Raw genomic sequence first — 20,093 nt, 5'->3', positions numbered from 1 at the left:
AACCCTCACCACTGCATCTAGGGGTCGCTTCCCCTTCCTGGCACTAGATGTAGTATTGAAATCAGCCACCCGGAGAGACCCCTACACCGCCGCAGACCCTGCGGAAGTCCCGGATCTCCCCCACAAACCACCCGATCGACCAAGGGGAAACAGCGATGTCCGTGACCGTGTACAGCAAGCCGGCCTGCGTCCAGTGCAATGCCACCTACCGGGCCCTGAGCAAGAAGGGCATCGAGTACAACGTCGTCGACGTCACCGAGGACGAGGCCGCCCTGGCCCACGTCCTGGCCCTCGGCTACCAGCAGGTCCCGGTCGTCGAGACGGCGACCGAGCACTGGTCCGGCTACCGCCCGGACAAGATCACCTCCCTGGCCGTCCTCCTCTCGGCCTGAGGCCGCAGCGCCGCCCGCTTCCCCGCGGCGCCCCGGTCCATCCACCACCGACCCCATTTCGGAGCGCGGAAGCAATGAGCACGCACCACCCCGGCACCCGTCCCGGGACCGCTCAGCAGGACCACGGCGACACCGCCGCGGCACCGGACAGCCACGCCCCACTGGTGGTCTACTTCTCCTCGGTCTCCAACAACACGCACCGCTTCGTCGAGAAGCTCGACGCCCGCGTGCTGCGCCTTCCTCTTCTGACCGGGGAGGAGCCCCCCGAGATCACCGAGCCCTTCGTGCTGGCCGCCCCGACGTACGGGCGGCCCAACGGCAGCGGGGCCGTCCCGCCGCAGGTCGTGAAGTTCCTCAACAAGGAGACCAACCGGCGGTTCCTGCGCGGCGTCATCGGCGCGGGGAACACCAACTTCGGGTCGGCGTTCTGCCTGGCCGCGGACAAGATCGCGGCCAAGTGCGGCGTCCCCGTCCTCTACAAGTTCGAACTCATGGGCACCCCCGAGGATGTCCACCAGGTAAATCAAGGATTGGAACAGTTTTGGCGACAATTTCCGCAGCTCCGGGCGTGAGCGTCGAGCCCGGCCACGAGGACACGCGCGTTCCCGAGAAGTACCGGGGCCTGGGCTACCACGAGCTCAACGCCCTGCTGAACCTCTACGACGCCGACGGCCACATCCAGTTCGACGCCGACCGGCAGGCCGCCCGGCAGTACTTCCTGCAGCACGTGAACAACAACACCGTCTTCTTCCATGACCTCGAGGAGAAGCTCGACTACCTGGTCTCGCACCAGTACTACGAGCCCGAGGTCCTGGCGAAGTACAGCATGGAGTTCATCAAGGAGCTCTCCAAGCGGGCGTACTCCCAGAAGTTCCGCTTCGAGACCTTCCTGGGCGCGTTCAAGTTCTACACGTCCTACACGCTGAAGACCTTCGACGGCCAGCGCTATCTCGAGCGCTTCGAGGACCGCGTGGTCATGGTCTCCCTCTACCTCGCCGACGGCAACGAGCTGCTCGCCACGCAGCTGGTCGACGAGATCATCTCCGGGCGCTTCCAGCCGGCGACCCCCACGTTCCTCAACGCGGGCAAGCAGCAGCGCGGCGAGCTCGTCTCCTGCTTCCTGCTCCGCATCGAGGACAACATGGAGTCCATCGGGCGGTCGATCAACTCCGCCCTGCAGCTGTCCAAGCGCGGCGGCGGCGTGGCGTTCGCGCTGACCAACGTCCGCGAGGCCGGGGCCCCGATCAAGAAGATCGAGAACCAGTCCTCGGGCATCATCCCCATCATGAAGCTGCTGGAGGACTCGTTCTCCTACGCCAACCAGCTGGGCGCCCGCCAGGGCGCGGGCGCGGTGTACCTGCACGCCCACCACCCGGACATCTACAGCTTCCTGGACACCAAGCGGGAGAACGCGGACGAGAAGATCCGGATCAAGACCCTCTCCCTGGGCGTGGTCATCCCGGACATCACGTTCGAGCTGGCCAAGAAGAACCAGGACATGTACCTGTTCTCCCCGTACGACGTGGAGCGGGTCTACGGCATGCCGTTCTCCGACGTCAACGTGTCCGAGAAGTACCACGAGATGGTCGCGGACGGCCGGATCACCAAGAAGAAGATCAACGCCCGCGAGTTCTTCCAGACCCTCGCCGAGGTCCAGTTCGAGTCCGGCTACCCGTACGTCATGTTCGAGGACACGGTGAACCGGGCCAACCCGATCGACGGCAAGATCATCATGTCCAACCTCTGCTCCGAGATCCTCCAGGTCTCCGAGCCGTCCACGTACCACGAGGACCTGAACTACGACGAGGTCGGCAAGGACATCTCCTGCAACCTCGGCTCCCTCAACATCGCGCTGACCATGGAGTCCCCGGACTTCGGGCAGTCCGTGGAGACCGCGATCCGCGGGCTCACCGCGGTGTCGGACATGTCCGACATCACCTCGGTGCCCTCGATCGAGCGCGGCAACCAGATGTCCCACGCCGTGGGCCTCGGGCAGATGAACCTGCACGGCTACCTCGCCAAGGAGCACATCCACTACGGCTCCGAGGAGGGCCTCGACTTCACGAACATCTACTTCTACACGGTCACGTACCACGCGGTCCGCGCGTCGAACGAGATCGCGAAGGAGCGCAAGGCGGTGTTCGCCGGCTTCGAGCGGTCCCAGTACGCGTCGGGGGAGTACTTCACCAAGTACACCGACCGTGACTGGGTCCCGGCCACCGGGCGGGTGCGGGAGCTGTTCGCCGAGGCGGGCGTGCACATCCCCACCCGGGCGGACTGGGAGCAGCTCAAGGCCTCGGTCATGGAGCACGGCATGTACAACCAGAACCTGCAGGCCGTGCCGCCGACCGGGTCGATCTCCTACATCAACAACTCGACGTCCTCGATCCACCCGATCGCCTCGAAGATCGAGATCCGCAAGGAGGGCAAGCTGGGCCGCGTGTACTACCCGGCGCCCTTCATGAACAACGAGAACCTGGAGTACTTCCAGGACGCGTACGAGATCGGCTACGAGAAGATCATCGACACCTACGCCGCGGCCACCCAGCACGTGGACCAGGGCCTGTCGCTGACCCTGTTCTTCAAGGACACGGCCACCACCCGGGACATCAACCGGGCGCAGATCTACGCGTGGCGCAAGGGCATCAAGACGATGTACTACTCCCGCATCCGCCAGCTGGCGCTGGAGGGCACCGAGGTCGAGGGCTGCGTCTCCTGCATGCTCTGACCGCCGGAGCCCCGGCGACCACCCCACAACTCCCCGCGCGCGTCCGCAGGACGCGCGCGGGGGTCCACCCCGTTCGAGGAAGAGACAGATCATGACTCTGGAGAAGAGCGAGAGCATCGACAAGGTGCAGCTGCTCCACCACCAGGCCCAGGCCATCAACTGGAACCGGATCGAGGACCCCAAGGACGACGAGGTCTGGGACCGGCTGACCGCGAACTTCTGGCTGCCCGAGAAGGTGCCGATCTCCAACGACGTCCCCTCGTGGAAGACCCTCACCGCGGAGGAGCAGCAGCTCACCATGCGGGTGTTCACCGGTCTGACGCTGCTGGACACCATCCAGGGCACCGTGGGCGCCGTCTCCCTGATCCCGGACGCCGTCACCCTGCACGAGGAGGCGGTGTACACCAACATCGCGTTCATGGAGTCGGTGCACGCGAAGTCCTACTCCTCCATCTTCTCGACGCTGTCCTCCATGAAGGAGATCGACGACGTCTTCCGCTGGTCACGGGAGAACCCGTACCTGCAGAAGAAGGCCGACATCATCATCAAGTACTACAAGGGCGACGACCCGCTGAAGAAGAAGGTGGCCTCGACCCTGCTCGAGTCCTTCCTCTTCTACTCCGGGTTCTACCTGCCCATGTACTGGTCCTCCCGGGCCAAGCTGACGAACACGGCCGACCTGGTGCGCCTCATCATCCGTGACGAGGCCGTGCACGGCTACTACATCGGCTACAAGTTCCAGCGCGCCATGGCCCTGGAGTCCCAGGAGCGCCAGGACGAGCTGAAGCTCTACACCTACGAGCTGCTCGAGGAGCTCTACGAGAACGAGGTGCGCTACACCGAGTCCCTCTACGACGGTGTCGGGTGGACCGAGGACGTCAAGAAGTTCCTGCACTACAACGCCAACAAGGCCCTGAACAACCTGGGCTTCGAGGCGCTGTTCCCGAAGGAGATGACCGACGTCTCGGCGGCCATCCTCTCCGCGCTGTCCCCGAACGCGGACGAGAACCACGACTTCTTCTCCGGCTCGGGCTCCTCCTACGTGATCGGCAAGGCCGTGAACACGGAGGACGAGGACTGGGATTTCTGATCCCGGCCTGAACCATGAGGACGACGACGGCGGTCCGGTCCACCTTCCCGAGGTGGGCCGGACCGCCGTCGTCGACAGGCATGACTCGATCCCGTGGTGCCGTGCTGCCTCAGCCTGCCGCGCCGACCCGGGGGTCGGCGGTGCTCTGTCGCCGGATCGTCCAGGGCCAGGTGATGAGCGCCCAGGCCACGGCGATGATGAGGAACTCGACCAGCAGGTACCACGGCCAGGGTCCGAGCAGGTCGAGGATCGAGGGGTTGTCCGGCTTGCCGTTGAGGAAGCCGTAGTTGGTCCCCAGCCAGCTGTTGAGTGCGAAGGCAGCCATGGCCCACATGACGGTGACGACCATGGCCAGGCGGTAGCTGCCCCAGTCGACGCGGCCGACGCGCCCCCAGATCAGGTACAGGGTGGCCCAGAGGACCAGGATGTGCTGGACCCAGAGGTCGATGAAGTCGATGTGGGGGAAGTCCGGCGAGTCGAGTGCCGGGGTGAGGATGGCCTGCGGGTTGAGAGTCAGTCCCCAGTAGTAGGTGAGCGCCGTCGCCCAGCGGGCCCGTGTCCACAGGGCGATGACAGCGACCATCCACGCGAGGTCCGAGAGGTGGACCGGCAGAGAGATGTGGACGTCGAAATTGTCCGGCACCGATCGGTAGACGAGCATCGTCACCGTGTACGTGGTCAGCACCGCGGCGAAGGCCCGCGAGAACACCACCTCGGCCGGGGAATCCCGAAGGCGGCGGCCCAGCATCACCACGAGCACAGCCCCGAGGACGCAGATGCCCAGAGCGGCCCAGTGAGTGGGGCCGTAGGGTACGAAGACCTCCTCGTTCGGCATCGCCGTCCCCCCCTCCACCGGGTCTCCTGGGTGGTGCGCCCGTGAGGCCAGGACATCAGATCCGGTCGTCCAGGGCCATGGGCGGGGCAGTGTGGACCGGAACCGGCGCCGGACCGCCGTCCGAGCTCTTGGCCTTGCCCGGACCGATGCTGCGGGTCACGGAGACCAACTGGTAGGGCCTCTTGGCCCGGGGCCGCGTGTCACGCCGGAGCAGCGCCACCCATCCTTCGCCGGCAACGTCGATCTGCTGCAAGGGCCGGGTGAGGTAGCTGACCACCGTCGGCGGCGTGGTCGACCGATCGATGCGGACCCCGCCGACGAGACCGGTGTTGAAATCGCGGGTCCAGGCGTTCTTCGCCGGCGTGGCCGAGGCAATGTGCTCTGCGAACTCCGACGGCACCACGAAGGTCGCGATCCTGCCTTCCACACCCTGCAGCCGCAACGGCACCCGGTACCGCGGTGCCTCCAGCTCGTCCATCCCAGGCCCTTCTTCGCGGGTTCGGACGGCCGCATTACAGCGGATCCCTCTGGATGTCTTCCTCCACGTGATCGACGCGGCGGCGGCACCGGTCACCCGGAGACCCGGTTGCCGGTGAGAGGGATGCGGAGATCAGGGCGTCACGGAGTCGTTCACCGCGTCGGCTGGGAGACGTCCATGCCGGTGAACGGGTCGCCGGCCCGCTCGTAGACGAGCGAGACCGCTCCCTTCGGGAACGCCCGCGGCGGCTGCGCCAGGGTGAAGGCGGCCGGAGCGGTGCCGTCGCCGAAGACGCGCTTGCCCGAGCCCAGCACCAGCGGATAGAGGAGCAGGTTCAGCCGGTCGACGAGGTCTTCCCTCAGCAGGGTCCGCACGAGGTCGCCGCTGCCGATGACGTGGATCTCGCCGAACCGGTCCTTGAGGGCCCGCACCTCGGTGGCGACCTCTGTCAGCACCGTGGTTCCCTCCCACGCCGGGTCGGTCAGCGTGCGGGACACGACGAACTTCGGCACCGTGTTGAACTTCGCGGCGATCGGGTCGGCGTCGGCGTGCTCCGGCCAGTAGCCCGCGAAGATGTCGTAGGTCCGGCGACCGAGCAACAGGGCGTCGATGCGCTCGATCCCGGCGCCGATGGTCGCGCCCGACTCGTCGTCGAAGTACGCCCCCTGCCAGCCACCGAGCTCGAAACCGCCCGCACGGTCCTCGCCGGGCCCGCCGGGCGCCTGGTAGACGCCGTCGAGGGTGAGGAAGAGGTCGACCTGGATGATGCCCATGACGTGGTCCTTCGGTGTGCTCCGACGACATCCGTGGTGCCCAGTTTTTCGCCACGAGATCCGGGGGTCAACCCGTTGCCCCCGGATGACGGCGCGCTCACGCGCGAGCGAGGATCCTCGTGCGTCCTCAGCACGAAGCGCGGGCTCGTCGGCCTCAGAACGGCGGGTTAGTCCGGCGGGGATCGTCCGGTGCTGCGTGCTCGGCCGGACCCGGGAGTGGAGGGCTGCCGGGCGGTCACGGCGGTGTTCCGTCGCCGGCTCCGAGCCGTTGGCCTGTCCGCGCCCGTCACTAGACTGAGCCGCATGAACGAGCAGGAACCGGGCCGGTCCCGGGCCGCCTCGGCACCCGCAGGCCGTGCGGCGCTTCCCGCGGACGCGACCGCCACGTCCGCTCCCATCGACGCCGCCGAGGGGCCGGGGCTGATCGATCCCGAGGCCGTGGACACCTCGGTGCGCAGCCCGGCGCAGCGGTCCCGCACCTTCGCCGGGATCCTGGTGAACACCGCCCTCGCCAACATCACGACCAGCTACCTCTGGTTCGCCCTGACGTTCTGGGTGTATCTGGAGACGCGCAACGTGATCGCCACCGGGGTGGTCGGCGGCGCCTACATGCTGCTCATCGCGCTCTCCAGCATCAGCTTCGGCACCTTCGTGGACCGCTACCGCAAGCTCGCCGTGATGCGCTTCGCCGCAGCCTTCACCCTGGTGATGTTCATGCTGGCGGGCGTCCTGTTCCTCTTCGCCCCGGCGGCCTCGATGGTGGACCTGACCCGCCCGTGGATCTGGGTCTTCGCCCTGGTCGTCCTGATCGGGGCGGTGGTGGAGAACATGCGCAACGTCGCCCTGTCCACCACGGTCACGATCCTCATCGAGCCGGACCGGCGCGCCAACGCCAACGGCCTGGTGGGCATGGTGCAGGGCCTGATGTTCATCGTGACCTCGGTGCTCTCCGGGCTGTCGGTCGGACTGCTGGGCATGGGCTGGACGGTCGTGGTCGCCGTGGCGCTCACGGCCGTGGCCTTCGGGCACCTGTTGACGCTGCGCATGCCCGAGGAGGTGCGCGCCGCGGCCACGGACGCCCACGGCAGCTTCGACCTGCGGGGGGCGTTCGCCGCCGTGCTGGCCGTGTCCGGGCTGTTCGCGCTGATCCTGTTCTCGACGTTCAACAACTTCATCGGCGGCGTCTACATGGCCTTGATGGACCCGTACGGTCTGGAGATGTTTCCCGTGGAGATCTGGGGCGCGGTCTTCGCGCTCGGCGCCACCGGCTTCATCGTGGGCGGGGCGCTGATCGGCAAGTTCGGGCTGGGGTCCAATCCGCTGCGCACCATGTTGTTCGCGGTGATGGCGATGGGCGTGCTCGGCGCGGTGTTCACCGTGCGGGAGTGGGCCTGGCTGTACGTCTTGGGCATCTGGCTCTACATGGTGCTCTTCCCCTTCGTGGAGGCGGCGGAACAGACGGTCATCCAGCGGGTCGTGCCGCTGGAGCGGCAGGGCCGTGTCTTCGGCTTCGCCATGGCGTTCGAGTCCGCGGCGGCGCCGGTCACCGCGTTCCTCATCGCACCGATCGCCCAGTTCTGGATCATCCCGTACGCGCGGTCCGCGGAGGGCGGCGCCCAGCTGGCCCCGCTGCTCGGCGAGGGCACCTCGCGCGGCATCGCCCTGGTGTTCCTGGTGGCCGGCATCGTCATGATCGCCGCCGCGCTGCTGGCCTTCCTGACCCCGGTCTACCGCCGGGTCTCGGCGTCGTACGCCCAGGTCGCGGCGGAGGACGCCGCGGACGGCGTCACCGCCTCCCGGTCCTCCGCATGAACGAGTCCCACCGCCGGCCCGGTGAGCCCGGGCTTCCGGCCGGCGGGCGGGACGGGGCCGGCACTCCGGCTCGACCGGATCGGCAGGCCCGGGCACGCCTCAGCGATGGGCGGCGATGTAGGCGTCGAAATCCCACGGCGGTCGGGTGGGCGAGCCGTCGAGGAACTTCTCGGCGGCCGCCCGGCCGCTGCGGTAGAGGAAGTCCCGGTCCTCGTCGGTGAGGTTGAAGTCGGTGGCGCGGATGGTGCCGGTGTCGACGAAGATCGTGCGGGCCTGGGCGTCGAGGGATTCGATGTGCATCTGGTCGTAGAAGCCGGTCATGGTCTTGAGCATCGCCCGGCTCATGCTCACCGGCCCCTTGATCGGGTACCCCGTGCCCTGGACCGCGTCCGGATGGGCCGAGAGCTTGATGCCCAGCGTGGGCCAACGCGGAACGGTGCCGGGCGGGGCGTCGAAGGCGGCGATCGGGAAGTTGGAGAGCATGCCGCCGTCGACCAGCCACGCCTTCTTCCCGTCGGCGGTGTCCCAGCGGACGGGCCGGTAGAAGAACGGGATGGACATCGAGGCCCGGACCGCCTCGACCACGTGCTGGGCGCCCCGGTCACGGCCGAAGTCGTCGTAGTCCCAGGGCAGGTAGCGCAGCCGGCCCCTGCTGATGTCCGAGGCGGTGACCACCAGCCGGTAGGACCGCTCCGGGGCGGGGGGCCGTTCCTCGTCGGTGTAGGGCAGGTCGGCGAAGGTCCGCACCCCGTACTCGTCGAGCTGGGACTGCAACCAGGATCGGAGGTGCTCGCCGAGGTAGATGCCGTTGCGGGCGAGGATCCCTGCGGCCTTGCCCGCGGTGTAGCGCGTGAGGCGGGAGCCGTCGCGGAAGTCCGGGTACTGGACGGAGCCGATGATGTCCACCAGCTTGCTCGCCGGGGCGCCGGCGGCGACCAGGGCCCCGACGATCGCTCCGGCGGAGGTGCCGGCGACCCGTTTGAAGGGTAGCCGTGCTCCTCGAGGACCTCGATGGCTCCCACCAGGGCGATGCCCTTGACGCCCCCGCCCTCCAGCACCAGGTCGGCATACCGTTCCATGCTGTCCACGCCCCTTCGGCAGGTTCGATCCCCGAGGTCAGTACAGCAAATGCCGTGCGGGCACGGAACGGCTGCCCGATATCGGGCCCCGTGTGACGGGAAAGAATTCGCCGGACAACAATCAGCGGTCGCGGAAATTCCCTGGTATTCCCGTCAGCACACCGAAACACGCTCTGACCAGGGCACGAACCCGTGCACCGGAATTCTTCATCTCGGCGTCACATGGTCACAGCCACAGCACGGGAACGTCCGTCTGCTTTCACGTGCGACCCACCCGTGATTATGTCGATGCACATCACTCCGCCGGTATTCTCAGTACGCCGCAAAAAAGCGTTGGAGAACGGTTGCCGGGGGTCCTCCTGCCACCCCGAACGGGACGTGCGGGAGTCGCGATCACACGACAGGCGCTTGTCCAGGAGCCGAGAACGATGAATTCCTCAGTTCGTCCCTACTGTGCTGCCAAGCCACGCATCGTGCGTCCCCTCCCGGAGGGGCTGGTGGGCATCAGACAGCGCCTCGTCCGGGTGATGGCCCAGAAGTGGGTCAACGGGACAGTGCTCCGCTACGCGTTCCGGGAGGGCCCCGAGCCGCAGCGCCAGGCGGTGCGCAGCGCGTTCCGGGAGTGGAAGGACCTGGAGATCGGCCTCGGGTTCCAGGAGGTGGACGAGCCGGGGGAGGCCGAGGTCCGGATCTCCTTCGACCAGGCCGACGGGTCGTGGTCCTATCTGGGCAGGGACGTCCTGACGATCGGCACCCAGGACGCGACCATGAACTTCGGCTGGGACCTGACCGACGAGTACGGGCGCACCACGGCGCTGCACGAGATCGGCCACACGATGGGCCTGCCCCACGAGCACCAGAACCCGTTCGCCGGGATCGTCTGGGACGAGGCGAAGGTCTACGCGTTCTTCGCCGGGGCACCGAACCACTGGTCCCCGGAGACCACGCACCACAACGTCCTGCGCAAACTGGGCCAGGACGAGGTGGAGGGCTCGACCTGGGACCCCGACTCGGTGATGCAGTACTCCTTCCCCGGAGGCCTCATCAAGGAGCCCGCCCGCTACCAGCCGGGCATCAGCCCTCCGGGCGGCCTGTCGGCCAAGGACCAGGACTGGGTGCGGAAGTTCTACCCGGTCCTGCCGGACGTGCTCCCGACGCTCGAGCCGTTCCGGTCCACGCCCCTGACCCTGGTCCCGGGGCAGCAGGCGGACTTCGAGATCACCCCCGCCCTGTCGCGGAAGCACCAGATCGCCACCTTCGGGACGGCGGACACCACCCTGGTGCTCTTCGAGGAGGTCGACGGAGAGCTGCGCTTCCTCGCCGGCGACGACGACAGCGGGGAGGACCGCAACTCCACCCTGTCGGCGAAGCTCTTCCGGAGGAGGCGGTACGTCGTCCGCGTCAGGCTCGCATGGGCAGGACAGTCCGGGGACACCGCCATCATGTGCTGGTAGCCGGGGCGGGACCGGCTCGGTTCCCTGAGCGGCGCCCCTCGGCCCAGCACCCCACCCGGCCACCGCCGGCCCCGGACCGGTACCGCCATCCTGGAAGGAAGACCCATGTCCCAGACGCCTGATGCTCCCGTGCACGGCAGCGAGAGCGAGAACCCGGCGATCGACGCGCCCACCCCCAAGACCGGTCAGCCGCGGACGGTCCAGGACTGGTGGCCCAACCAGCTGGACCTGAACGTCCTGCGGAAGCACTCGACCACGACCGACCCGCTGGGCCCTGGCTTCGACTACGCGAAGGAGTTCGCCACGCTCGACGTCGAGGAGCTCAAGCGCGACCTCGTCGAGCTCATGACCACCTCGCAGGCCTGGTGGCCCGCCGACTTCGGGCACTACGGAGGGCTGTTCATCCGGATGAGCTGGCACTCGGCCGGCACCTACCGGATCGCGGACGGCCGCGGGGGAGCCGGGGAGGGCGCCCAGCGGTTCGCCCCGCTCAACAGCTGGCCGGACAACGCCAACCTGGACAAGGCCCGGCGCCTGCTGTGGCCGGTCAAGCAGAAGTACGGCCGGAAGATCTCGTGGGCCGACCTGCTGGTGCTCGCCGGGAACGTGGCGCTCGAGTCGATGGGCTTCCGGACGTTCGGCTTCGGTTTCGGGCGCGAGGATGTGTGGGAGCCCGAGGAGATGTTCTGGGGCCCGGAGGACACCTGGCTCGGCGACGAGCGCTACGCCGGCGACCGCGAGCTCTCGGGCCCGCTGGCCGCGGTCCAGATGGGGCTGATCTACGTCAACCCCGAGGGCCCCGGCGGCAACCCCGACCCGCTCGCGTCCGCCCGGGACATCCGCGACACGTTCGGCCGCATGGCGATGAACGACGAGGAGACGGTCGCGCTCATCGCCGGCGGGCACTCCTTCGGGAAGACCCACGGGGCCGGGCCCGCCGACCACGTGGGCCCCGAGCCCGAGGCGTGCCCGGTCACGGGGCAGGGCCTGGGCTGGAGGAGCAGCTACGGGACGGGCAAGGGGCCGGACACGATCACCAGCGGTCTGGAGGTGACCTGGACCAGCACCCCGACCCAGTGGGGCAACGGCTTCTTCGGCAACCTGTTCGGCCACGAGTGGGAGCTGACCGAGAGCCCGGCGGGGGCCCACCAGTGGGTCGCCGAGGACGCGACCGAGACCGTCCCGGACGCCTTCGACCCGGGGCGGAAGCACCGGCCGACGATGCTGACGACCGACCTCGCGCTCCGGGCGGACCCGGTGTACGAGAAGATCTCGCGGCGGTTCCACGAGCACCCGGACGAGTTCGCCGAGGCGTTCGCCAAGGCCTGGTACAAGCTGCTGCACCGCGACATGGGCCCGGTCACGCGCTTCCTGGGGCCGTGGGTCCCGGAACCGCAGCTGTGGCAGGACCCGGTCCCGGCGGTCGACCACGAGCTGGTCGGGGACGAGGACGTCGCCGCCCTGAAGGAGACCCTCCTCGGCTCGGGGCTGACCGTGGCGCAGCTGGCCTCCACCGCGTGGGCCTCCGCGGCGAGCTTCCGGGGCACCGACAACCGGGGCGGGGCCAACGGCGCCCGCATCCGGCTCGAGCCGCAGCGCGGCTGGGAGGTGAACGAGCCGGAGCGGCTGGCCGAGGTGCTGCGCGTCCTCGAGCAGGTCCGGGAGGACTTCAACGGCGCCCGGTCCGACGGCACGAGGATCTCGCTGGCCGACCTGATCGTGCTCGGCGGCTGCGCGGCCGTCGAGCGCGCGGCCCGGAACGCCGGTCACCCGGTCCGGGTCCCGTTCCGGCCCGGGCGCACGGACGCCGCGCAGGAGCAGACCGACGTCGAGTCCTTCGCCGTGCTCGAGCCGCAGGCCGACGGCTTCCGGAACTTCGTGCAGTCCGACGTGCGGCTCTCGCCCGAGACGCTGCTGCTCGACCGCGCGTACATGCTCAACCTCACCGCCCCCGAAATGACGGTCCTGGTCGGCGGCATGCGGAGCCTGGGGACGAACCACGGGCAGTCGGAGCACGGCGTCCTCACCGACCGGAAGGAGGCGCTGACCAACGACTTCTTCGTCAATCTCCTCACCGCCGGCACGCAGTGGAGGGCGTCCGAGGATGCGGAGGAGGTCTTCGAGATCCGTGATCTCGCCACGGACGAGCTCAGGTGGACTGCCACCGCCGCCGATCTGGTCTTCGGCTCGCACTCCCAGCTGCGGGCGATCTCGGAGGTCTATGCGAGCGACGACGCGCAGGAGAAGTTCGTGCGCGACTTCGTCGCCGCGTGGGTCAAGGTCATGGAGCTCGACCGGTTCGATCTGCGCTGACGGCACGGGGCTCCGCCGGCGGACCGCACCAGGTGGTGAGCGCGGCCTCGAGCCCTGACGTGTCGCCCTCGCCCACCCAGGCCACGTGCCCGTCCGGCCGGATCAGCACCGCGGTGGGCGGGGTGACCGGCCCGAGCACCGGGAGCTCCCAGCGGCCGTGGTGCGCGGCGGTGACCAGTCGCACGCGGTCCGCCCAGGGCCCGATGTCGACACCGCCGGGCGTGCCGAGCTCGAGCAGCACCGGCCGTGCCTCGTGCAGGAGGGCGAAGACCCGCGCCGGGCCGCCGGCCGTGCGGAGGTCGAGATCAGGCATGCGCCGCCCGAGCAGCGGGTGTCCCGCGCCGAGGTCGTAGTGGATGTCCAGGCCGGACATCGTCGCCGCGTACCGCCGGCGCGGCTCGTCCATGGCCAGGAGCTCTGCGACCGTCTCGCCCACGGCCCGGACGCGGTCGTCGGGGCGGCGCAGCGCGACCTGCGCCATGGTGAGGCGCAGCACGCGGGCGGCCACCGGGTGGCGTTCGGCGTGGTAGCTGTCCAGGAGGTCCTCCGGTGAGGTCCCTCCGACGACCTGGGCCAGCTTCCAGCCCAGGTTCACCGCGTCCTGAACCCCGGTGTTGAGGCCCTGCCCACCGTCCGGGGCGTGCACGTGCGCGGCGTCGCCGGCCAGCAGGACGCGCCCGTTCCGGTAGGACGCCGCCTGCCGGGTCGTGTCGGTGAACCGCGTGATCCAGGTGGGGCTGTGCACCCCGTAGTCCGTCCCGTACACCGCGACGAGCGCCGCGCGGAGATCGCGCAGGGTGGGCTCGCGGCCGGGCCCCACATGGTGCTCGGTCACCATGACCCCCGCCGGCCCTCCGTCCTGGGGCGGGCGGAAGGCGTGCTTGCCGACGGCGTCCTGGTGGATGCCCCACTCCGGCTCCTCGGCCAGCTCCACCTCGGCGAGCAGACTGCTCGTCGTCGGGTCCCACCCGGGGAACCCGATGCCCGCCGCCTTCCGGATCCGGCTCCGCCCTCCGTCGCACCCGACGACGTACTGCGCCCGCAGCGGCCGGCCGTCGGCCGGCTCGACGTCGACGCCCGTGCCGTCCTGGGCCACGCCCGTCACCTCGTGCCCGTAGCGGACCGGCACCCCCAGCTCGCAGATCCAGCCGGCCAGGAGCCGCTCGATGTGGTTCTGCCACAGCGCGAGAACGTAGGGGTGCCGGGTGGGAAAGTCGCTGAGGTCCAGGGGGGTGCCGGCGAACCCGGCGACCTGGGCGGTCGTGCCCTCGGTGAGGAACCGGTCGGCGACGCCGCGCTGGTCGAGGACCTCGATGGTCCGCGCGTGCAGCCCGCCGGCGCGCGAGCCGACGAGCTCCTGACCGGTCCTCCGCTCGAGGACGACGACGTCGACCCCCGCCAGTGCCAGCTCTCCCGCCAGCATCAGACCCGTCGGCCCGCCGCCGACGACCACCACCTCGTGCTCGTCCATCTGCTGCCCCTCCGTCCGCAGGTGCCGCTCCCGGCCCGAGCATTCTGCGGCGCGACCGGGGTCTTGCCGCAAGCCCCCCGGCGCGCTGTAGCCTGAAAACGGAGGGAAGAGGGCGGGCCCGGTCACCGCCGGTCAGAGCAGTCCGCCGATCTGACCCGCCGTCTCCTGCAGCGCGGGCACTTGGCGCCGCCCTTCCTCACGGGGGCGAGCATGACCCGTGTCGGCTGGCTGGCCGGCGGCAAGATGGTGGTCCACCCCAACCGCGACGTCGACGACGACGGCAACCAGCCCGTCAACCGGGTCGCGGAGCTCGAGGCCCCGCAACGGGCCCGCCGCGACCGGACCGCGGGAGGCCGCCTGGCGGGCGGTACCCTGGCCGTGTGGTCGAGCAGAGCATGTGGATGCAGAAGGTGCGCGCGGATCCCGGGCACTCGTCGTGGTACGTCGAACGGTTCCGGACCATGGCGGCCGCCGGTGAGGACGTCGTGGGGGAGGCGCGGCTGGTCGAGGCCATGGTCCCGCCCGGCTCCCGGATCCTCGACGCCGGGTGCGGTCCCGGCCGGCTGAGCGGCCACCTGCACCGCCGCGGGCACACCGTCGTCGGGATCGACGTCGACCCCGCGCTGGTCTCCGCCGCCCGGGAGGACCACCCGGGTCCCCGGTGGCTCGTGGGGGACCTGGCCGAGCTGGACCTGCCCGCCCGGGGCGTCCCGGAGCCCTTCGATGCCGTGGTGTGCGCCGGCAACGTGATGGCCTTCCTGGCCCCCAGCACGCGCCTCGAGGTGCTGCGCCGTCTCCGACTCCACCTGGCCGCCGACGGCCGGGCGGCCGTGGGCTTCGGCGCCGGCCGCGGCTACCCGTTCGCGGAGTTCCTGCAGGACGCCGAGCGGGCCGGGCTCGTGCCCGATGTGCTGCTCTCCACCTGGGACCTGCGCCCGTTCCGGGAGGACAGCGACTTCCTCGTGGCCGTGCTGCGGACCGCCGAGCACTCCTGATCCCGCCGACCCCTCGGCGGCGACGGGTCCGCGGGGTAGCGTGGACATCGTGAGCACCGCAGCCCTGTCCACCGTCACCTTCGAGAGCCGCTTCGCCCAGGAGCTGGGGGAGCTGTCCGTGCCCTGGCGGGCCGACGACGTCGCCGAGCCCCGGCTGCTGGTGCTCAACGAGCCCCTCGCCGCCGACCTGGGGCTGGACCCGGAGTGGCTCAGTGGCCCGGAGGGCGCACGCCTGCTGGTCGGCAACCTCGTGCCGCCCGGGGCGACACCGGTGGCGCAGGCCTACTCCGGGCACCAGTTCGGCGCGTTCTCCCCGCGCCTCGGCGACGGGCGCGCCCTGCTGCTGGGCGAGATCGTGGACGCCGGCGGCCGCCGGCGGGACCTGCACCTCAAGGGCTCCGGGCGGACGCCGTTCGCGCGCGGCGGCGACGGTCTCGCGGCGATCGGGCCCATGCTGCGCGAGTACATCGTCAGCGAGGCGATGCACGCCCTGGGCGTCCCCACCACCCGGTCCCTGGCCGTGGTGGCCACCGGGCGGCAGGTGCGCCGCGAGACCCTGATGCCGGGGGCCGTGCTCGCCCGGGTGGCGAGCAGCCACCTGCGCGTGGGCACCTTCCAGTACGCCCGCGCCACGGGCGACCCCGACCTCCTGCGCCGGCTCGCCGACCACGCCATCAGCCGCCACCACCCCGGCGCCGCCGGCGCCGAGCACCCGTACCTCGCGCTGTTCGAGGCGGTCGTCGCCGCCCAGGCCTCGCTCGTGGCCCGGTGGATGCTCCTGGGGTTCGTGCACGGGGTGATGAACACCGACAACACGACCATCTCGGGGGAGACCATCGACTACGGGCCGTGCGCGTTCCTGGACGCCTTCGACCCGGCCGCGGTCTACAGCTCGATCGACCACGGCGGGCGCTACTCCTACCGGAACCAGCCGGTCGCCGCGCAGTGGAACCTCGCCCGGCTCGCCGAGGCCATGCTGCCGCTGCTGGACGAGGACCAGGACCGGGCGGTGTCCCTGGCGGAGGGGGCGCTCGGGGCGTTCGCGCCGCAGTACAGCGCGGCCTGGTCCGCGGGGATCCGCTCGAAGCTCGGCCTGCCCGAGGACCTCGACGACGAGGTCGCCTCGTTCCTGGTCGACGACCTGCTCGTGCTGCTCCAGCAGAACCGCGTCGACTGGACCTCGTTCTTCCGCGCCCTCGCCGGGACCGCCCGCACCGGCGCGACCGCCGCGCGCGACCTAGTCCTCGACCTGCCGGCCTTCGACGCCTGGGCCGAGCGCTGGCTCGCCGTGGGGCCGGACCCCGAGGCGATGGACCGCGTGAATCCCGTGCACATCCCCCGCAACCACCTCGTGGAGGAGGCCCTCGCCGCCGCCGTGGACGGCGACCTCGACCCGCTGGGACGGCTCCTGGAGGCGGTGACCGCCCCCTACGAGGAGCGTCCGGGCCTGGAGCGCTACGCCGCCGGCCCCCCGGAGGACTTCGGCGCCTACACGACCTACTGCGGGACCTGAGGCGCCGGCCCGCGGTCAGCCGCCGATGTACTCCCCGGTCACGCTGTCCACGGTGCCGTTCTCGATGCCCGTGCACTGGGCGGCGCCGGCCTCCGTCACCGGGTCGTAGTTGATGCAGAAGGCGTCGTAGTAGGGCACCCCGCTCCGCCACGCGGCCAGTGCCTCCTCGTAGCTGAACTTCGCCGGGAAGGGCACGGCCCCGACGTCCGTGCTGACCTGCACCTGGCAGGTCCCGGGGCCGCCCGGGGCGAAGGCCAGGAGCTGCCCGACGGTGTCGACGACGTCGATCCGGTCCTGGCCGGTGCTCATCGCTGACTGGTAGGCCCGGCAGATCTCGACGGCCACGGCGCGGTCGTTCGTGTCCGCGGTGAGCCGGTGCACGAGACCGCCGCCCGGGGCCGCCTGCTGCTCGATCCCGGACACGGTCCCGGCGTAGGGCTGTCCTTCGGGCGTCGTGGAGAACGCGGACCACGCGTCGGCGGGGACGGGCTCCGCGGGCGCGGCCCCGGGCTGCGCCGGCGACTCCGCGGCCGGCTCCTCGTCCGCGTCGTCGGGCTGCGCCGCGGGCTCCGTGGACTCCGGGGGCTCCGTGGGCTCGGGGGTCGACTCGGGGGTCGGCTCCGGCGTCGTCTCCGGGGCCGTGCCCGTGGGGGAGGGCGAGGTCCGGGCGGCGGGGGTGTCCTCCTGGACCGGGGGGTCGCCGGCGCAGCCGGCCAGGGCGAGACCGGACGCGAGGAACAGACTGGTGACGACGGCCTTCGTGCTCATGGGGTGCCTCTGCTTCGCTGGGGGGCGGGGTTCCCACTGTAGGCGGGCCGGGCGGCGAACCGGGGTGGCCCGCCGGAGAGTTGCCCACCCAAGAGGGGTCAGACGGGGAGGGGCGGGCCGTGCCACGATGCGGAGGGCATGCCGCAGAACTGTGAAGGGGGCCGCTGTGCCGCACCAGATGACGCTGATGTTCCTCAACATCGCGCTGACCCTCGTCCTCGTCGTGTCGTGCTATCTGTACCTGGGCGGCGGGCGCTGGTGGTTCCCGTGCCTGTGGTTCGTCGGCATGGCCGCGGGGTCCCTGTGGGACGCGCTGCCGCGCCGCCGCGCCCCGGAGTTCGCCCGCCGCGCCGGTGGTCGGACCGCCTGGCAGGGCTGAGCGCGGCCGCGCGTCCCCGGCGCCGGCCGGCGGCGGCCGCGGGGACGGTGGGGGCGGCGACGCAGCGGGTGGCGTCCGTCGTGCGGTCCCCGTCCCGCTGTCGTCCTACTCGCACGCGACGCCGTCGGAGTCGCCGTCCATGGCCTCGCGGTAACCGGGCTCCCCGCGCAGCAGCGGTGCGGCGCCGGCCTCCCGGGCGGCCGTGCAGTTGGCGTAGTGCACGTCCGCGGGCACGGGAGCCTGATCGGCCGGGGCCTTCTCGACGGGCGCCGGGGCGGCCCCGGCGCCCCCGGGGATGTCGCCGAACGGCGTGCCGCCGGGCAGCTGCTGGTCGGGGCAGCCGGAGAGCACCTCGGCCATGGCGGTCTTCTCCGGGGCGGTGACCCACAGGCCGTAGCGGGTCTTCACCGCGATCTGGACGGCCACCATCTCGCAGGCGAAGGCCCGGTTCGAGGGCAGCCACCGCGAGGCGTCCTCGTCGGACTTCGAGCCGTTGGCCGGGCCGTCGACCGCCAGCAGGTTCAGCGGGTCGTTGGCGAGGGCCACGCGGTCGGCCGGGGAGAGCCGGCGCGCCCCGGTGACCCAGGCGTTGCCGAGCGAGACCACGTGGTCCACCTGGACGTCGGCGGAGGTCACGACCCCGCGGACGAAGTCGATGGACGCCCCCGTGTACGGGTCGGCGAGGGTGCCGGTGTCGACCCTGCACCCGTCGGCGGAGGTGATGCCGGTCAGGTCCCGGGCCAGGACCTCGTTGCGGGAGTCCTCGCAGTCGCCGTCGGCGTCGATCCACCCGCCGAACAGGGCGTCGCGGTCGTAGTCGGACATCGTCCCGGCGGCGGCGACCGGGAGGTCCTCCAGGGCGAGGAACGCCCCCGAGGGCGGGGCGACGGCCCGGACGGGGGTCTCCGACGGCTCCGGGGCGGAGCTCGGCGACGGGGTGACCGTGGTGACCGTCCCCGGTGTCCTCGAGGCCGTGGGCGAGGGCGTGCTGCCGGGCTCGGCGCTCGGGGAGGGGGCGGCGGGCACCGTCGTCACGGTCCCCGGGACGGGGCCGGGGGCCGGGTCGGTGGACGCGGTGCTTGACGCGCAGCCCGCCACCAGCCCGATCGCCAGGACGAGGTGCAGCGGCCCCGCCACGATCCACCGGCCCGCGGCGACACCGCGGCGGGACGCCGGGTCCGCTCCCGGGGCAGGCGAGGGGAAGAGGGTGTTGCGCATGGTGCTCCTGGGGGGACGAGAGGAAGTGCGCCTGGGGGAGGGCACGCGTCGGGGGATCGCGCGGGGCACCCTCCTGTTCTACGTGCGGTGCCCGTCCGGCACCGCACGGCGCGCCGCAGAGGACGGCGGCCCCCGCGTGTGTGACGCCGGAGGTCACCGCGCCGTCCGGGGACGCCCGCGCCATCCCCGGATGAGGGGTCAGACACGCGGGGTCGCCGGGTGCGAGGATGCGGTCACGGGGATCGTCGAACGGGGGGAGGGCCTCGTGCTGACCGTGCGCGACAGGCTGCTCCTGGGGCTCTGGCTCCTGCCGGTGGCCCTCGGTCTCGTCGTGGGGCTGTACGTCGGAGACGACGACGGCACCGTCATGCTGTTCGTCACCGGTCTCGTCGCGGCCCTCTACGTGGCGGTGCTGGTCAGCACCGTCCACACCGGGCGACGCCGACGGACCGAGCCCGCTGCCGAGCCCGCCCCGGAACCCCCGGAACCCCCGGAACCGTCGGATCTCCCGGAGCACGCGGAGCCGGCCGCCGGGCACGGCCCCGACCCGCCGGGGGCCCCCGGGGAGTCCGGCCGCGCGCTCGCCGCGTCGCGCGTCCTGCCGCTGGTGCTCGCCGTCTCCGCCGCCGTCTACGTCGTCGCGGAGGGCGGCTGGACCTTCGTGGTGGTCGCCGTGCAGCTCGTCACCGTGATCACCATGGCCGCCTACGTGCACGAGCGCGGTGCGGAGCCGAAGCCCGTCACGTAGCACGGCCCCGTCCCTGTCCGTGCGGACGGGGGCGGAGCCGTGGCCCG

At 70.9% G+C, this 20,093-nt stretch carries 18 protein-coding genes; 11 read left to right on the top strand and 7 right to left on the bottom strand.

Translation table 11 applies throughout. From position 1 onward, the window contains the following. Positions 1–155 precede the first annotated feature (155 nt). The 4 genes from nrdH to nrdF all read left to right on the top strand — a co-directional run bounded on the left by nrdH (position 156) and on the right by nrdF (position 4,210). Positions 156–392, top strand: a complete 237-nt coding sequence (gene nrdH / locus E7Z53_RS07185; protein WP_109267973.1) for a glutaredoxin-like protein NrdH — start codon at positions 156–158, stop codon at positions 390–392. A 74-nt stretch (positions 393–466) separates the two neighbouring features. Next, a complete protein-coding gene (gene nrdI, locus E7Z53_RS07180; RefSeq protein ID WP_081994584.1) occupies positions 467–964 on the top strand; it encodes a class Ib ribonucleoside-diphosphate reductase assembly flavoprotein NrdI in 498 nt (165 codons plus the stop codon). Further along, on the top strand, positions 961–3,120 hold the full coding sequence (gene nrdE / locus E7Z53_RS07175) for a class 1b ribonucleoside-diphosphate reductase subunit alpha (protein ID WP_035929990.1): 2,160 nt from the start codon (positions 961–963) through the stop codon (positions 3,118–3,120). The genes nrdI and nrdE overlap by 4 nt, the downstream gene beginning before the upstream one ends. 91 nt (positions 3,121–3,211) lie before the next feature. Continuing rightward, positions 3,212–4,210: a class 1b ribonucleoside-diphosphate reductase subunit beta gene (gene nrdF, locus E7Z53_RS07170; protein ID WP_017834614.1), complete on the top strand. Its 999-nt coding sequence runs from the start codon at positions 3,212–3,214 to the stop codon at positions 4,208–4,210. 109 nt (positions 4,211–4,319) lie between these two features. Here nrdF and E7Z53_RS07165 read toward each other — a convergent pair whose 3' ends face one another. From E7Z53_RS07165 to E7Z53_RS07155, 3 genes are all read right to left on the bottom strand, one after another. After that, positions 4,320–5,045: a YwaF family protein gene (locus E7Z53_RS07165; protein WP_109148721.1), complete on the bottom strand. Its 726-nt coding sequence runs from the start codon at positions 5,043–5,045 to the stop codon at positions 4,320–4,322. Between the two features lie 55 nt (positions 5,046–5,100). Beyond that, a complete protein-coding gene (locus E7Z53_RS07160; RefSeq protein WP_176337482.1) occupies positions 5,101–5,523 on the bottom strand; it encodes a hypothetical protein in 423 nt (140 codons plus the stop codon). 152 nt (positions 5,524–5,675) lie between these two features. Next, a complete protein-coding gene (locus tag E7Z53_RS07155; RefSeq protein ID WP_176337481.1) occupies positions 5,676–6,296 on the bottom strand; it encodes a dihydrofolate reductase family protein in 621 nt (206 codons plus the stop codon). Positions 6,297–6,599: 303 nt separating this feature from the next. On the opposite strand from E7Z53_RS07155, the gene E7Z53_RS07150 reads away from it, so the two are divergent. After that, positions 6,600–8,108, top strand: a complete 1,509-nt coding sequence (locus E7Z53_RS07150; protein ID WP_255219481.1) for an MFS transporter — start codon at positions 6,600–6,602, stop codon at positions 8,106–8,108. A 99-nt stretch (positions 8,109–8,207) separates the two neighbouring features. Here the strand turns inward: E7Z53_RS07150 and E7Z53_RS07145 are convergent, their stop codons facing one another. After that, positions 8,208–9,047 (bottom strand): patatin-like phospholipase family protein, encoded by an 840-nt coding sequence (locus tag E7Z53_RS07145; RefSeq protein ID WP_255219491.1) that lies wholly within the window; start codon positions 9,045–9,047, stop codon positions 8,208–8,210. Between the two features lie 637 nt (positions 9,048–9,684). On the opposite strand from E7Z53_RS07145, the gene E7Z53_RS07140 reads away from it, so the two are divergent. Both E7Z53_RS07140 and katG read left to right on the top strand, forming a co-directional pair. Beyond that, entirely contained in the window at positions 9,685–10,641 is a 957-nt protein-coding gene (locus E7Z53_RS07140) for a M12 family metallopeptidase (RefSeq protein WP_109267972.1), read from the top strand. 105 nt (positions 10,642–10,746) lie between these two features. Further along, entirely contained in the window at positions 10,747–12,954 is a 2,208-nt protein-coding gene (gene katG, locus E7Z53_RS07135; protein ID WP_176337480.1) for a catalase/peroxidase HPI, read from the top strand. Here katG and E7Z53_RS07130 read toward each other — a convergent pair. Further along, positions 12,923–14,425, bottom strand: a complete 1,503-nt coding sequence (locus E7Z53_RS07130) for an FAD-dependent monooxygenase (RefSeq protein WP_176337479.1) — start codon at positions 14,423–14,425, stop codon at positions 12,923–12,925. The two genes, katG and E7Z53_RS07130, sit on opposite strands and share 32 nt — an antisense overlap. A 380-nt stretch (positions 14,426–14,805) precedes the next feature. On the opposite strand from E7Z53_RS07130, the gene E7Z53_RS07125 reads away from it, so the two are divergent. Continuing rightward, on the top strand, positions 14,806–15,420 hold the full coding sequence (locus E7Z53_RS07125; protein ID WP_176337478.1) for a methyltransferase domain-containing protein: 615 nt from the start codon (positions 14,806–14,808) through the stop codon (positions 15,418–15,420). Positions 15,421–15,469: 49 nt separating this feature from the next. Next, positions 15,470–16,933 (top strand): protein adenylyltransferase SelO, encoded by a 1,464-nt coding sequence (locus E7Z53_RS07120; protein WP_031283640.1) that lies wholly within the window; start codon positions 15,470–15,472, stop codon positions 16,931–16,933. 15 nt (positions 16,934–16,948) lie between these two features. On the opposite strand, the gene E7Z53_RS07115 is transcribed toward E7Z53_RS07120, so the two are convergent. Continuing rightward, positions 16,949–17,701, bottom strand: coding sequence for a hypothetical protein (locus E7Z53_RS07115; RefSeq protein WP_109267970.1), 753 nt, complete (start codon positions 17,699–17,701; stop codon positions 16,949–16,951). A gap of 166 nt (positions 17,702–17,867) precedes the next feature. Here E7Z53_RS07115 and E7Z53_RS07110 point away from each other — a divergent pair, with 166 nt between their 5' ends. Continuing rightward, positions 17,868–18,080 carry a hypothetical protein gene (locus E7Z53_RS07110; RefSeq protein WP_176337477.1) on the top strand — a complete coding sequence of 71 codons (213 nt, stop codon included), beginning with the start codon at positions 17,868–17,870 and terminating at the stop codon, positions 18,078–18,080. 105 nt (positions 18,081–18,185) lie between these two features. Here the strand turns inward: E7Z53_RS07110 and E7Z53_RS07105 are convergent, their stop codons facing one another. Next, positions 18,186–19,298 carry an excalibur calcium-binding domain-containing protein gene (locus E7Z53_RS07105; RefSeq protein ID WP_176337476.1) on the bottom strand — a complete coding sequence of 371 codons (1,113 nt, stop codon included), beginning with the start codon at positions 19,296–19,298 and terminating at the stop codon, positions 18,186–18,188. Positions 19,299–19,488: 190 nt separating this feature from the next. Here E7Z53_RS07105 and E7Z53_RS07100 point away from each other — a divergent pair, with 190 nt between their 5' ends. After that, positions 19,489–20,046 (top strand): hypothetical protein, encoded by a 558-nt coding sequence (locus E7Z53_RS07100; protein WP_138976461.1) that lies wholly within the window; start codon positions 19,489–19,491, stop codon positions 20,044–20,046. Positions 20,047–20,093 lie beyond the last annotated feature (47 nt).

The organism is Kocuria salina, assembly GCF_013368965.1.
In the GTDB taxonomy this organism is placed as follows: Bacteria; Actinomycetota; Actinomycetes; order Actinomycetales; family Micrococcaceae; genus Kocuria; species Kocuria rosea.
The sequence above is the reverse complement of the archived record's forward strand: the minus strand, read 5'-3'. Positions and strand labels throughout refer to the sequence as shown.